Here is a 15,455-nt window from a genome sequence, read left to right on the forward strand (position 1 = left end):
GCTTACTCTTGGTTCTGATTGACAGGAGTAGAGTTGATACGTACGACCACACTCATACCTGAGCGGATACGGGCATCGGGCTTAGATGGTCGTGCCTTTACCTCAAAAGTGCGCACATCAAAACCATCATCGTTATTGGTCGGACGCCAAGTGGCAAAGTCTGATAAGGTCGATGTCGCATAGACGGTAAACTGTTTTGTATAAGGCTTATCCGCTGATGACAGCGCTGGAATAGTACCCGTAAATGTCTGACCAATAGCAAATTGATTTAAATAAGACTCAGTGACGTTAAGTACTACCCATTGGTCATTGGTATCCACCAGCGTTAAAAGCGGAACCCCTTGACCGATAACTTCTCCAGCACTCACAATGACATTGTCAACGATACCAGCAATAGGGCTTCTTAGGTTCGCTTCCTCTTTTGCTACTAGCGCTTCATCGAGTTTTGCATCGACCTGTGCGACTTGTGCAGTGGCCGCTGACTTATCTTCAGTACGTGCGCCTTCTAGCGCCAGATCATACTGCAAGCGGGCTGCTTCGGTTTGGTCTTGAGTAGCAAGATATTGAGCATACGCCTCATCGCGCTTTTGTCGCGCCATCAGTCCTTCTTCGTAAAGGCGATTGACACGCTGATAGGTGTTTTCTGCCAAGTCAGACGCGGCTTTATTGGCTTGCCAAGCAGCTTTTGCTTGGGCGATTTCTTGCGGGCGCGCACCATTTTCTGCTTTGTCTAATTGACTTTGTGCGATTTGCTTACCAGCACGTGCTTGATTAATCTTGGCATTAATCTCAGGCGAATCCATCTCAACCAGTTGCTGACCTGCCGTTACCGTATCGCCCTCTGTTACCATAATTTGGGCAATACGCCCTGGCACTTTTGCAGCGATCGACGTTTGCTGCATTTGCATTTGCCCTTGCAGCGTAATAACTTCTGGCTCGCTATGCGCATTACTTTTGTATAGGCCATACGCAATCGTACCGAGGACAATCAGTATGAATAGTGCAAGTAATGCTTTTTTTATACGCGCAGATTTGTCAGTTTTAGAGGCGTCACGATTATAAGTAGGTGTCGGTTGCTCTGGTTCAATATCAGACACGTCTTCTACAGGATCGACTGAATTTTGTGTATCTTGAGAGGTCACTGACTCGGTTGCATCAGCTGATTTATTTGAGTCGTCTGATTCGCGTGGTAATTCTGTCATGACAATGAGATTCCTAAAGCAACAAAGTTGAAAATAAAGGGTTTATTACTAGTACACTCGAAACGCATAAGGCTTGGCGTTGTCTATAGTTTCAGAATTAAAAATAGCACCAAGGGCGACGATAAATGCTGAATAATAGAGCCATAGCATAATGACTACGGCAGCTGAAAGCGCGCCAAACTCAGCACTATAATTATTAAAATTTTGCACATAAATTGAAAACAAGATGGACAATATAATCCATAAGACAGTTGCTAACGCAGCGCCCGGCATTAATTTTTTGAGGGCGACGGCATCACGATTTGGGGCTAGCCGATAAAGACCCAAAAAGCTTAAGAATATGATACCTGTCAATATGGGCCACCTGCTCCAAAGCGCAATCGTCTTAGCTATCTGAGGGAAAGGGAAGTAGGCCGCCCCCAAAGGGATAATCGCGATAGAGGAGACCGCGATAATCAATACGACTACTGCTGCAAAGGTCAAACCAACTGCGCGAATCGTGCTTTGTACAAAACTACGCTCCTGAGTTATATGAAACGCAAGATTAATAAGAATAATTAAAGATTTGATACCTTTGGAGCCCGCATAAAGTGCGAGCAAGGACGATATAAGCAAGCTGAAAGTCAGGGCAGACGTAGTCGTAGAAACCAACTCGCTCAGACGGGAGTTGAGTACTTCATATACTGTATCAGGTATAAATTGACTCAAAAGCGCGATTTGCTCTTGCATCTCGGCAGGAGAAAACGCAAGACCATAAAGCAGTACAAACACAGCCATCACTGGAAAAATTGATAAGAAACCAAAGAAACCTACGCTTGCGCAATGCGCCCAAACGTTAGAATTATTGGCAATACGCCACGTTTCTAGTAGCGTCTGTAGCCAGTTTTTTATCGATTTAGAGGTCAATTTTTTCATAAAAGCAGCTGTTCGTAATAGGGTTGGTAATAGTATTTTCGATATCGGCTTTATAGTAATACAAAGCGTTTATCAGCACGACTTATGGTTTCTCATATCACATCATTGCTCAGTATATAAAGTAGGCAATTGAATGTCAGCGGCATTGAGATAAGCATTAAAAGCAAGTGGCGTACCACAGCTTTGCATAAGGGCAGCCAGTGACTGTACATAGTCATTAGCAGCCTGTGCTTGCTCGGTACGTGCCTTCAGCGATTGCGTTTGTGCTTGCACTACGTCAACGGTGGTATTTACACCTTCTTGTAATCCTAAGCGTCGTAGTCGTAATACTTCTGCTGCCAAATCAACATTGCTTTGCAATGCCTGATAGCGTGATTGAGCATTATTGACATCGTGCCAGTTTTTTTCTACCAGTAGCAATAAATTGTCACTGACTTCAATCTCAGAGAGATCGGCCTGACGAATTTTGGCATTACTGGATGCTAATGATGCGGTTTTATCGAGTCCGCCCCATAGCTTCCAACTGGCAGATATACCAGCGACCCAGCTTGGATCTTTCTCTACCTGACCATAACCGTATAGTAATACCGTAGGCTTGTAGCCTGTATCTGATAGCGCATGTAACTGCTGCGCCTGTGCTCGCTTGGCGGCAACTTTTTGTAGTCCGGGATGGTTATTTAGTGCCAAGTCCTGAAAGTAGCTCACATCTGGTAGGGGGCGACTAGAGACAAACAAAGGCGTGGTCGGCTTGATGCGATAGTCGGTACGTAGTAGACGCTGTAGCGCAATCATAGCTAGGCGCGCGTCATTATTGGCATTGACAGATTCACTCTTGGCATCCGCAAGCGCCGACTGTGCTTCTAGTCTATCGACACGTGAGATAAAACCTTCTTCAAACAGACGCTCGGCCATATGATCGGTTTGCTGCAATGTATCGTAAGCGTCTTCTCGTAAGTAAGCGGCGATAATCGCTAGCTGTGCCTTAAAATAACGCTCAATTAACGTATTATAAAGCTCATTTTTATCCAGTACGCTATCAGCTATCGCTTCTTGTGTACGTGCATCCGAGGCGCCAGTCAATGCGTCTGTACGTCCAGCAGTATAAATAGGCCAAACGACTCCAAGACCTGCGCCTGATGTAGAGCCTGAGCGCTTGAGGTTGTAGGAGTCGGGAATACGCTCACCAACCAGCTCACCAAAATCTGGTAAGTCTGCTGTCGGAGGGACTATATTATCTACCCCATTGTTTACTTCGTTGACGATACCGCTCCTAAGAGAAGATAAATCTATATCCTCATCTAAATGATAGGCACTGGCAGATACTCGAGCAAATACGAGCGGATTGTCGATAGTTCTGAGTGCGTCAGTTTGGTATTCGCTGGCAGCAATCGCTGCTTGATTGGCAGCAATTTTAGGTGATACTTGTACCAGCAGCTTCTGCGCTTGCTCTAAGCTCAAAAAGCTTGAGACGTCTAGTGCGTAGCTGTTATCGACGGCTTTATGTGTAATAGGGTCAACAAGCGTAGACAGTGCCTGCGATTTAGCCTTATTAGGCTTTGGTACTGTATGAAAAGGCGCTACAGCTGGTTTATTATTATCAGTTGGACTATCAGTATCTATGATTTGTGTCACAGCCACTGGTGTAACATCATCTGACACTTCTATACTGTCAGTGTCAGTGCTCGCGTAAGTCATGACAGGTACGCTCATGACTGCAACTGTCATCATAGCAGTCGGTAGCGCTGATAAAATGAATTTCATAAGTCACATAAGCCATTAATTAGAATGTAAGGTATTATAAAATAAGGAACAGCACCGATAGGTTTCATTGCTCAGGATATAAAGTTGCTGAACTATTATAGACTATTTGCTAGCTAGCGAAAAAATGATGCTTAAATAAATCATTCATATTCTAATATAAAAATATATCTATATTAAAAGCGCTAACAAGCGGTCATTCGTCATAAGAGGTACACTGTAGAGCCACAATAGTGACGGGTCAATGCTTAGTATTTTGCCGTTTTCTATTGTGTGACCAGTAGCGGTATGATAGAGGATTGATTTAATTTTTAAATATCTGTTTATAAGTAACAACATAGCCAACAAGGTATTTTAGATTCAAGCGATTTATTTTTAGTTAGATTTTGTTTTTAATCTCATTATGAAAGCATTTAGGCAGTAATTAACAAATAAAAAATGCTCAATAAGTAGCAATTAATAAGAATCAGTCAATGAATAGTCACTAAATGGCTATTAAGTAGAATAAATAATATTAGTAGAGGGTGTGTCATGGCAGGGTATATTTTAGCGTTGGATCAAGGGACCACATCGAGTCGTGCGATATTGTACGATGATCATGCGCGTCCTATCAAAATGGTACAACAGCCAACGACGCTGCAAACACCAAGAGCTGGATTCGTTGAACAAGATGCACAGCAAATTTGGCAAACTCAGATTAGCTGTGCACACGATGTTATTAATCGGGCAGGACTGCTTGCCACTGACGTTACCAGTATCGCGATTACCAATCAGCGTGAGTCGATTGTGATGTGGGATAAGCAAACTGGCAAGCCACTGGCTCCTGCCATCATTTGGCAAGACAGGCGTACCGCAAATTACTGTAAGACGCTTGCTGCTGAAAGTGCTAGCAATAGTATGAATGACCCTGTGCATCAGGATGTTGATAGTATCAACATGGCACACGAGGTTCAGCGTATTACAGGTCTGCGTTTAGACCCATATTTTAGTGCCAGTAAGATCGCTTGGTTGCTCGAAAACAACCCGAAGCTTAGTGTACGAGCCAGCAAAGGTGAGATAGCGGTCGGTACCATTGATAGTTGGCTGATTTATAAGCTCACAGGCGGGGAGCATGTCATCGATGTGACCAATGCTTCTCGTACATTGTTATTCGATATCCATAAGCTAGCATGGTCAGAGACACTTTGTGACCGTTTTGCTATACCTATGAATATATTGCCTAAAGTACTATCGTCCGACGGCGATTTTGGCAAAACCAAAAAAGGCCTGTTTGCAAAGCAAATACCCATTCAAGCAGTATTGGGTGATCAGCAAGCAGCGCTCTTTGGACAAGGTTGCCTTGATGCAGGCATGGCTAAAAACACTTATGGCACAGGCTGCTTTATGCTAATGAATATTGGCCAGCAGCCAAAATTGAGTGAGCATAAGCTACTAACCACCATCGCGTGGCAACGTAAAACGTCACCAATTCGTCCAGACAATTTATCATTTGACCAAATCGTACAGTCAGGCAAACGTATGCTACAACCACCCAAAAAGGAAGTCACTTATGCCCTGGAGGGCAGTGTCTTTATGGCGGGGGCTGTCGTACAATGGCTGCGTGATAATTTGGGTATGATTCAGCAGAGTAGTGACGTCGAAGACTTAGCCCGTCAAGTAGACAGTAGCGAAGATGTCGTTCTATTACCTGCTTTTACTGGACTGGGTGCGCCTTACTGGCGTTCTGATATTAGCGCTAGCATCACTGGTATGAGCCGCGGTACTACTAAAGCACATATTGCACGCGCTGCATTGGAGGCTGTGGCTTATCAAACCTATGATGTGCTTATCGCTATGCAAAAGGACAGCCCTCATCCTTTGACTGAGCTGAGGGTAGATGGCGGCGCTGCAAATAATGATTTACTCATGCAGTTCCAAGCAGATTTGTTGGGTGTTCCGGTATTACGTCCTAGAGATACAGAGATTACGGCAAAGGGCGCAGCCCTCCTCGCAGGTTTAAAGACTGGGCTGTATGACGAATCGACCATGAAAGCTTCATGGCAGGTAGATCGCGTGTTTGAACCAAGTATGTCGTCTGATACTCGTGAGCGACATCTTGCTAAATGGCAACAGGCTATCAAAAGGTCTCTAATGCCGTTATAGGATTGATTTATTTAGTAAATTTATTGTGATCGTACATTTATAATTACTCAAAGTATGAGGCTGCTGTACACAAATGTGATAAAGATACAGGCTGTAACGCAAGATAATCGCAATACGGACACAGTTTACAAAATCGGCCTATCTGTCCTTACCTATAAATTTCTATACTTCAATTGGATTTAGTAAGACCGCTAATAATTAGCAAATAAATAATTCAATAAATAATAAATAATTTAAGGACAATACTATGAGTAACCATGATGCTATCGATCGCAGTGAAGTAAAACATATGTCAAAAGAGACAAAAGAAGACTTAAACGCAGACATCATTACCGGTGAGCCAGGTTCACATCCAGTAGGTACAGGTATCGGCGGTGTAGGCGGTGCAGCAGCAGGTGCAGCTATCGGTACGATGGCAGGTCCATTAGGTACGCTAATTGGTGGTGCTATTGGTGCTATTGTTGGTGGCGGCGCAGGCCATGCAGCAGCAGAAGCCATTGATCCAACTCATGAAGAAGCGTACTGGCGCGCAGAGTATGTAAATGCTGACTACCATAGAGAAGAATACGATTTCGACCGTGATTTACATCCAGCATATGCAGTTGGTTATGCGAACCGTGCTCGTTATCCAGTAGATGCTCGTTTTGAAGATCATGAAGCAGATTTAGAGCGTTCATGGCATGAAGTAAAAGGTGAGTCTCGCATGGAATGGAACGAAGCGCGTCAAGCATCACGTGACGCATGGAATCGCGTATCATAAGAGAGTTTAAGTAACTAATAGAGCGGTTATGCAGACACTTTGGCAGACAGTTGATCTAGTAATTGGCCAGTATTAGAGATTGCTATACCATTACTTAAAATAGATTAATTGTATGTTCAGTTCTATTAGTAAATCTACTTATCAACATTTATGCTATTTTAAAACTTCCAAAGTTTAACTTTGGGAGTTTTTTTAGGCATAAAATTTGCAACGTATACATATACGTGAATATTATGTACTATAATAATGAGAGCGATGGGGAATATATGAGTAATAACACTGAAGGCAATAAACAGTTTTATATCGCAACGGCAAACTTGCTGAACTTTGCGAACCCTAATCGAACTTATTATGAAAATGCGCCAGCTTATAACGATAAAGCCTATGAACATAAGCTGCGAGGTCTTACAGATTTATTGGCTAAAGCGCATGCTGACATTATCGCAGTACAAGAGGTTTGGGATAGTGATGCATTAGAAGCGCTGGCTGTTTCATTAGGATTTAAGCCCGAGCATGCGGTCATTCCACTTGCCAGTAACGATAGCGCGAGTATATATACCAAAGGCATGGGTGCACAGAATACACCTGCTGTCGGTATTATCAGCCGATTTGAGCAGTTAGAAACCAGTTTGCTAGAAGATATAGCACCAAAAGCCATTATTGATGTACCTGATATCGGTCCTTATCAACGCTTCAACCGTCCTCCATTAGTGTTACGTGTTGACGCGTACGGGCAGCCCATCACAATTATTACAGCGCATCTAAAAAGCAAACGTGCTTTTTTCTTACGTGACGAAAATGGTGACTTATTAGAAGACATGGACGATCCAAATATTCGAGTTCGCGCCAAGCTTCGTAGTTTATGTATGCGCGCGGCAGAAGCGGCCTCTATCCGTATGTCTATCATAGAGCGATTGCAACATACCCGTGAACCATTGATCCTATTGGGTGATATGAATGATGTCACAGGTAGCGTGACTACTCAGTTGATGACAGAAACTGGGGAGGTTAATTACGATAAAAGTATGCGTGATGTCGCACTTTTTGATGCTGCTCGTATTCAAGCACGATATGGCTGGATGAAGGATGTTGCCTATACCCATATATATCAAGGCATGCCAGAAGTTATCGACCAGTTATTTGTCTCAGAAGAGTTTTTGCCCGATAGTAAATTTTCGCTCGGTTATGTCGAACGAGTCGATTATTTTAATGATCATTTGAAGTGGGACTATGCCGATAGAGTCACTGATCATGGTATTATAAGGGCGAAAATAAAACTCAATGATTAACTTTATAAAATTAGACGGTTAGCTCTATTAAATTGCTGATCGTAGTATTATTTTTTAACCTATTCATGTCCCTTGCTTGATAATGTGCAAGCGTTTATGATGCCTCTGCATTGAATATAGTAGTGACCATACAGGCTTTATATTTTAGCCAACAGTCAACCATCCTTTATCTGAGGATAAATACTATTCAATGAAGATTATATTTATAAAATAGGGCGCAACATTAAGAGATTCACAATGAGTGATAATAAAGACGAAAAGATTGAAGATGTGCTGGTAGATTCGGAATTGGCAAAAAAGCTTGTACCTAATAAGTTTAAGTTTACTAGCCAACAAGGCCGTGCACGTCGTCAAAAACTATTGGCTGGTGCCAAAAAATTGAGCGAAACGCATGCTATTAACGATATTACGTTAGCAGCTGTGTGTGAAGAAGCGGGTATACCAAGAGCTTCTGCTTACCATTTTTTCCCTAATATTGAAGCAATATTTTTAGCATTGCGTTTTTTGAATGCGATTGAAATATTAGAGATGGTAGAGACGGTCGATATTGGTAACTATGATAGATGGCAAGGGTATTTAACGGCGCTTATCGATCGTTGTATTACGATATTCCATAACGATGAGACAAAAGCCAAGCTTATCTATGACACTAATACACCTGATTTTGAAGGTGACAGTTTTGGTGAAGATATGGATCATCAAATTGTTGATCTGGTCTATAAGCGTTTGTCAGAGCGTTATGAGATGCCAAACTTCCATGATATCCAAGATACCTTGTTGATTGCTTATAGCATCGTAAATGCTATTTTTACGTTGTCTTATCGCCGTCATCAGAGTATTACTGAAGAGTATATCCAAGAAGCAAATACAGCATTTATTGCTTATTTACGTTGTTACCTACCAGAAAAGTTGCCACGTAAAAACCGCTAATTGAGCTCACTTTAAACATAAAAAAGCCGACAAATATGTCGGATTTTTTATGTTTAGTTTTTAGCATAAGATTAGAAATATTAAAGATTAATATCTCTAATAAAACAGCGACTATTCTAACGGTCAGATGTCAAATCTTGTCCACGGCAAGTATCATCGCTCGCATCTAAAGGCGAGTACTGCTTATGATAACTGACTATTGACTTCTCTAGCGCTACATTGGTCTGTGCATCATTTGCATTGACATAAGCTTCGCGAGCTTGTTCAAGCCAGCGATCAGCCATGCGAAAATGCATACCAGATTCGCGCCAGCCTCGTGCGCATTGATTGGTCGCAGCCCAAATCAAAGCCACTTCACTAAATGCCATCTCACGTGGTGCTGATGCTATGCCATTACCGTCTTTAAGCGCGCTTAAAGTTGCCCATAGATCAGGACGCATCAAGGCAGAGGTAGACGGAATATCTTGATGCAGGCCCAAGTCTTGTACCGTGTCATTATCTAGCGCTTGCAATATAGGCTCTGCCATTTCTAACGCAACTTGACCTGCGGATGAGCGGCTATTCATACTGTCTTGATGAATAGCATAGTTCAACCACGCTTGCGCTTTGTAAGCGAAATACTGTTGAGCTGCTGTCTTGCCCTTTTGTTGATAAGGTTTTAACTGCGTTACCATACAATTTAATAGGCGCTGTTGTTCGCTTTGATATCTATAAGAGCGTGCTTGAGTCTGACTATCATCGCGGCAGTATTCAGCCATGCTAGTTGAGTGAGCCACTTGGACAGCCTCACTCTTAGCTAAAGCTGGCTGTATAAAGGTTAACGAGAATAAAGCTGATAGTGTAACGTATACTGAGCGCTTGAAAGGTGCTGCATTGATGGCTGAATCAAACATGGTGTAAACCTTATGTTAAGGTAATAAACGTTGGTATTATTTACCATTACTAGGGCTGACTTAGTTGTTTATTGAATGACGAAATAATTTGTCATAAGATGATCATGATACTGTCTTAAGGATATACTTACGACAGTATCAAACAATTAAAATGCAGAATTGCTGCTCAGACGTTGGTTCTTACGTGGGTCTTCACGTTTGAATAAATCTTCATCGAATTTAAAGCGCAATCTAAAGTAAGCACCTTGCTGAGTACTGTCATCATAAGCAATATCTTCATCTTCAAAGCCCATGAAGTTATAACCAAGTGATAACCAAAGGTTGGTCATTGGGCTATAACCCACTTCTGCACCAAGCATATAAGCTAAGTCATTTGCCTGATCATTCCAGTAAGTACCTGCTTGTAAACCAATATCCCAGCGCTCACTGATATCATAAAGACCGCGGCCATAAACAGCATGAGCCGTGTTATCGCTGGTTAAGCTATCTGCTTCGTATTCTGTATACTTACCAGCATAACGTCCAGACAACGTTAAAGGACGCGTAGGATGGTAATTACCATTCCATGACCAAATCATGGTGTCTTTTTGATAAGCGTCATCGCCAGTATTATTATCATCCAAACGATATTCGAATTTTGCAAGCATATCTAACTGATTGCTATCGTAGTCACGATACGCAGCACCTAGCTGAAAACGATTGATAGTGCGATCGCCATCACTATAGTCAGTGCGTGAGTAGATGTCTTTAGCTAAGAAGGTAATCTCATCAGTATAGCGATAGGCGATACCAGCACTACCAAGTAGCGTATCACTTGTTTCACCCCAACGTTTTTCAAAACGTCCTGATGCTTTATAATTCTCTTTGGCAAGATATTCAACACCGATACCTGCCGCTGTTGCAGTGTTACTTTCTTCACCTTCCAGAGACTCGACACGCTCAAATAAAGTATTTAAAGTTAGACCTTCTTGAACATACCACTTGTTTTTTAGACCAATAGCTGCTTCTGCCTCACGTGCACTAATGGCATCGCGCATGCGGTATTCGCTATAAACCTTACCATCTTTCATGTAAGTCGCGTCAAAACCAACAGTGGTACGTTGACGCTCATCTGTATCATCAAGACCATAAGTACCAGATAGGCTATTAATCAAATCATGACGTGCGTATAGTCGACCTAGATTTCCGAGCGGTGTCTCACCGCCGATAGAAGTTGCATTACGTGAGCTATTTTCGATATCTTGCTCATACTCTGCAAATACCAAGCTATTATTCAACTTAGGTAGACGAGAGGCAATACGAGCACGAACAGTCGTACCTTCAATATCTTCTTCAGCGTTACTAACGCTGCTCAACGCTGACTGATTGATGATGTCATCATTAAACAAAGTGTCGTCTGTAATATCTACAACGTCTGTCGCGGCCTGAGTATTACGTGAGGCAGCAGTCGCGTCTTGTTTGTAATAACGAACCCCAATTTCACCAACGATGTTTTCACTTAAACGATGCTCAACGCTTGCTTGCACGCCTTCGCGGCTAGCGTCAGTAGTATGCTCTTCTGTGCGTATGCCTTCTAACTTAAGAGCAGTTTTCTTATCATTTAGAGTATGAGTAACCTCTACACCAGATTCAGTACGTCCAGCAGTAAGCGGTGATGCACCAGTGATAAAACCTTCATCAGCATCATTATAATAAGCTTTAGCTCGTGTATTTTTCTTATTATCAAAATCAAGCTCAATACGTAGTGCGTTACCTTCAACATCACTATCAGTCAGTTCTGTCGCGTTGATTTGATTACTTGACTGAAAATTTGGGTTTTCAGCTTTGTTGATCGCATATTCTGCGACTAGCTTTAGCTTATCATTGAATTTAACAACACTATTAACACTAGCCAACTCTTCTTTGTTCAGTGGGTCATCGCTATTCACATAGCTACCACCGATGGCGACTTTATCCGTCAGTTGTTGCTTCGCGGCAATACCACCGACGAAGTAATCTTCACCGCCTTCATCAACTTCGACAGTGACACGGATATAGATAGGATTGCCCTCGATGTCTTGACTAGCAATCGGTGCCGTCAAGAATAAGCTACGGCTGATTGGGTCAATCTCATAATCAGCAAAGCGAGTAAGCGTCTCACGATTGATAATAAGCCCAGGGTTGTTAGCGTCACGAGTAATAACTTCAACCGTTTCAGAGTTTTCTAATACCGCATCGAAGTTCTCAGCCAATGGATATGGGCCTGAAATGCCTAAACCGCGAGTCTCATTTACACGTTGGCTAGTACTGGTTTCTGCTAAAAAGGCAGTAACACGAGTATTGCTATCTTCAAATTGAGCTTTTAGACCAGTTAATGTACGGTTGTATTGACCAAGCTTGATACCTTCGTCACCATCAATCTGAGTTTTCAAATCACCATACATAGCGAACGAACGACCTTTATCAAGGCGCACGTAAAGCTTGCTAGTAGACTGAGCATCAAAGCCTTTAGCTGATGAGTCGCCATAGACAGGATAGTATTCGCCCGGCTCGATATCACGGAACAAACGCTCGCCTTTTTTATCACTATCATAAGCAAGCGTTAGCAGGTAGTCACCGCGCACTTTTCCTTTTAGGAACATTGCGGCACGACCAGAAGCTGTGTAATCATCATTACCAGCAAAGTCATTTAGCTCTTGCTCAAATGCACCTTGAGCATCGGTAATGCTGCTACCATCAAAGTCTTTTAGTGAAATAGCACCTTCTACAATACCAATAGCAAGTAGTGGACGTAGTTGAGCGGTGAACTGTAATGGAATGATTTGTTTGCTGCTACCAGTGTCAATTACTAGCTCGCCCTTACCTGGTACGCTAGGTGCAGTTACGGGTATTAGTAGCTCACCACCGGATACGATTACTTGAGTACCAGATTGGTCTTTACTGCTGTCATTAAGGTTAATACGACCAATATTGGTATCGATAGTAATCGGAGTTGATGCAATATATGGACGACCATCACGATCTTTTAGACTAATAACCACTTGATACTGACTAATACCATCTGCTGGTACTAGATTTTCCTGAGTTCGATAGTCGATAGCTTGTAGGCTATCAGGGGTTAATACCTTAATCGTCTGCTCAGAGATCACTTTACCATTTATGTCCGTTGCGACACCGCGCAAGGAGTTTTTACCACGTTGTAAGTCAACGGCATAATAATCAAAGGCTACAACACTCTGCTTTTTCTGCTCGGCAGTTTTACCGATCTTTTGTTCTGGTACAGGTTTGCCATTGGCATACAAGGTAAAAGTTGAGCCTAGTGGTGCTTGAACCTGGACCATTTGTTTATACGTGCTAAGCTGCTGACCTTCATTTAAGTTAATGAAGGTAACATCGTTATTAGCCACTTCTTTTAAGTATTCTTCGAGCTCTTTTTCTACTGGCAGGGCAACAGTGGTTACCGTCATATCAATACGGTCATCTGCTAGATTGACCATGTCATTAACGATAGCTGAATCACAGTTGTTGCCGATATCTAAGTCGCCATTAATATTACAGCCACTAGCATCTACATTATCGGTAGTGTCGGTATTATAATCAGGCTCTAAAGTCAGCTCAGTTTTCACCGCTTGCTCAAGAGCATTATTCTTTGCGCTAAGGCTTTTGCTACGGGTAACCAACTCTTGATTTAAGCGTTCAGTACTATCAGCCATACCACTAACAATTGCAAAGTCTGCACGATGCAATTCGCCGTATTTCAAATCAACAAAACGACTACCGGCATCACCAGCATTGCGATTGCTTTGGGTAACCAGCTCAGTTGCTCTGGGAATAGTAGTACGATCGACCTTTAGTACGTGTGTTTTGGCGCTGATACCGTAGAAGTTATATTTACCTTCAGGATCAGTTACGATGAAATTGCCGTTCTCCATGTAGATACGTACACCAGCGACACCAAGCTCGCCGTCTTCTTTTTGCTGAATACCATCGCGATTGATATCATGATAGACCTTACCGACGATAATACCATCAGTATTCATAACGCCGCGGCTTACTTCGATAGGCCACTGCGCTTCCAATGAAGCTAAGGTGTTGTTGTTTTCGTCACGGCCATGGGCAGTTGCGCGGTTGATGCCATCCCCACCTAATGCTGATGATCCGATAAGTACCCGATAAGTAATGTTTTTAGTTTCGCCTGCAGTGAGAGTACCTAAGTTTAGTACTTGATATTTGCCTTCTGCCTTAAACTCAGTCGTTTGTGCTTGATTGATATTGAGATCAGAACTCGGGCTAACACGGACACTATTATCGACATAATCGAAACCGCGTGGAAGTGCATCTTTTAATTCAACATTGTAAACTGGTACTTTGCCATCGTTAGTGACTTTGATTGTGTAATTGACATAATCACCAAACTCTGCGGCTTTTACATCACCTTCTTTTTCAACTTTTAAAGTAGATGAGTTATCTATAATAGCGACATTGCTACTAATATTGCCAGTAATATAGTCTAAATCAGACTGATTTGGTTGTTCGTTTAAGTCTACTGACGGTGCAATACAGGCATCTAAACTTACAACTAAATCATCACCTTCTAGTGTTTGAACAATCTCATCATCGATAGCGTTGGCATTGTTTTGAGTCGATGCTGATAAGTGATATTTGCCCGTATTATTGCCTGTTTCTACAGCTTTTAATGAATAACTGTCTCCAGTTTTTGGAGATTTGATGGTCACCCATACTTGATCAGGTTTTTCAGGTTGTACATTACATTGTGCATAACTGGCTTTCACGTAGACTTTTTCGCCGACTTGAGAAGTTCCAGCAGTATCATTGAAATCTGCATTGGTAAATTTAATACTAGGTTCTACGACGATCAGACGATCAGTTGCAGATGCCGTCACTGACTCATCATTGACAACTATTGCACCGATTTTTATATCAGCAATGTCGCCATCATTGACATCAGAATCAAGAAGGGCTTGGATAATAAGCTGAATACTCTCGCCTTGACCAATTTTTATTTGGCTTGGGTCGGTAAGCGCCAGTTCGTTGTCATCAATAAGACCATTTTTATTAATGTCTTGATAAACTTTGAAGTTAGATAGAGTACTTGAGTAGTCATAACTCAAAGCGATGGTTTCGTCATACGTACCATTATTAGATAAAATATTTACCCATTCAACAGTTTTACCACGCGAGATGGTCTGTAGTGAGGGCTGTGTAAGACTAACATCGTATAGTGGTAGAGAAAGAGATTTAAAACTAACTTGATTTGATGTACCACTTTGTTGAGTTGACTCAATACTATAGTCAATTTGTGCAATATTATTAATAGTCGTAACACCCTTGCCAGTTTCGGCATGGGTAGTGTTTGCTTGCATAAGTAGGATCGAAGCAGCTAGCGCAGTCAGTGCACTTGCGCGATAGCTAGGGTTACGAGACGAAGATACAACTTGACGCATAATCGGTAATCCTACTTGTGAAAAAAAACAAAGTGATCTTAAGCTTGGCTGATAAGGTTTGGGCAGCGGAGTTTTCCTAGCGCTTTACTAAGAAAACTCCTATAAAAAGAGCCACTAATCTA

9 protein-coding genes are annotated in these 15,455 nt (G+C 42.2%); 4 read left to right on the plus strand and 5 right to left on the minus strand.

The genetic code is table 11. The features are described 5' to 3' along the window. Positions 1–2: 2 nt before the first annotated feature. From SJY28_RS08220 to SJY28_RS08230, 3 genes are all read right to left on the minus strand, one after another. The gene (locus tag SJY28_RS08220; RefSeq protein WP_379544061.1) at positions 3–1,202 is read right to left on the minus strand and encodes an HlyD family secretion protein; all 1,200 of its coding nucleotides are present in this window, start codon (positions 1,200–1,202) and stop codon (positions 3–5) included. Between the two features lie 48 nt (positions 1,203–1,250). After that, the gene (locus tag SJY28_RS08225; protein ID WP_160020943.1) at positions 1,251–2,117 is read right to left on the minus strand and encodes a YihY/virulence factor BrkB family protein; all 867 of its coding nucleotides are present in this window, start codon (positions 2,115–2,117) and stop codon (positions 1,251–1,253) included. A 102-nt stretch (positions 2,118–2,219) separates the two neighbouring features. After that, positions 2,220–3,878, minus strand: coding sequence for a TolC family protein (locus SJY28_RS08230; protein WP_379544062.1), 1,659 nt, complete (start codon positions 3,876–3,878; stop codon positions 2,220–2,222). Between the two features lie 528 nt (positions 3,879–4,406). Here SJY28_RS08230 and glpK point away from each other — a divergent pair. The 4 genes from glpK (at position 4,407) to SJY28_RS08250 (ending at position 8,996) form a co-directional block, all read left to right on the plus strand. Continuing rightward, positions 4,407–6,017 (plus strand): glycerol kinase GlpK, encoded by a 1,611-nt coding sequence (glpK, locus tag SJY28_RS08235; protein WP_379544063.1) that lies wholly within the window; start codon positions 4,407–4,409, stop codon positions 6,015–6,017. Between the two features lie 247 nt (positions 6,018–6,264). After that, positions 6,265–6,777: a hypothetical protein gene (locus SJY28_RS08240; RefSeq protein WP_379544064.1), complete on the plus strand. Its 513-nt coding sequence runs from the start codon at positions 6,265–6,267 to the stop codon at positions 6,775–6,777. Positions 6,778–7,043: 266 nt separating this feature from the next. Then, on the plus strand, positions 7,044–8,066 hold the full coding sequence (locus SJY28_RS08245; RefSeq protein WP_379544065.1) for an endonuclease/exonuclease/phosphatase family protein: 1,023 nt from the start codon (positions 7,044–7,046) through the stop codon (positions 8,064–8,066). Positions 8,067–8,303: 237 nt separating this feature from the next. Beyond that, the gene (locus SJY28_RS08250; protein ID WP_057759404.1) at positions 8,304–8,996 is read left to right on the plus strand and encodes a TetR/AcrR family transcriptional regulator; all 693 of its coding nucleotides are present in this window, start codon (positions 8,304–8,306) and stop codon (positions 8,994–8,996) included. 116 nt (positions 8,997–9,112) lie between these two features. Here the strand turns inward: SJY28_RS08250 and SJY28_RS08255 are convergent, their stop codons facing one another. Both SJY28_RS08255 and SJY28_RS08260 read right to left on the minus strand, forming a co-directional pair. Continuing rightward, the gene (locus SJY28_RS08255) at positions 9,113–9,889 is read right to left on the minus strand and encodes a hypothetical protein (protein ID WP_379544066.1); all 777 of its coding nucleotides are present in this window, start codon (positions 9,887–9,889) and stop codon (positions 9,113–9,115) included. A gap of 146 nt (positions 9,890–10,035) precedes the next feature. After that, entirely contained in the window at positions 10,036–15,333 is a 5,298-nt protein-coding gene (locus SJY28_RS08260; RefSeq protein WP_379544067.1) for a hypothetical protein, read from the minus strand. Positions 15,334–15,455 lie beyond the last annotated feature (122 nt).

The organism is Psychrobacter sp. R86515 (genome assembly GCF_042466315.1).
Classification (GTDB): Bacteria; Pseudomonadota; Gammaproteobacteria; order Pseudomonadales; family Moraxellaceae; genus Psychrobacter.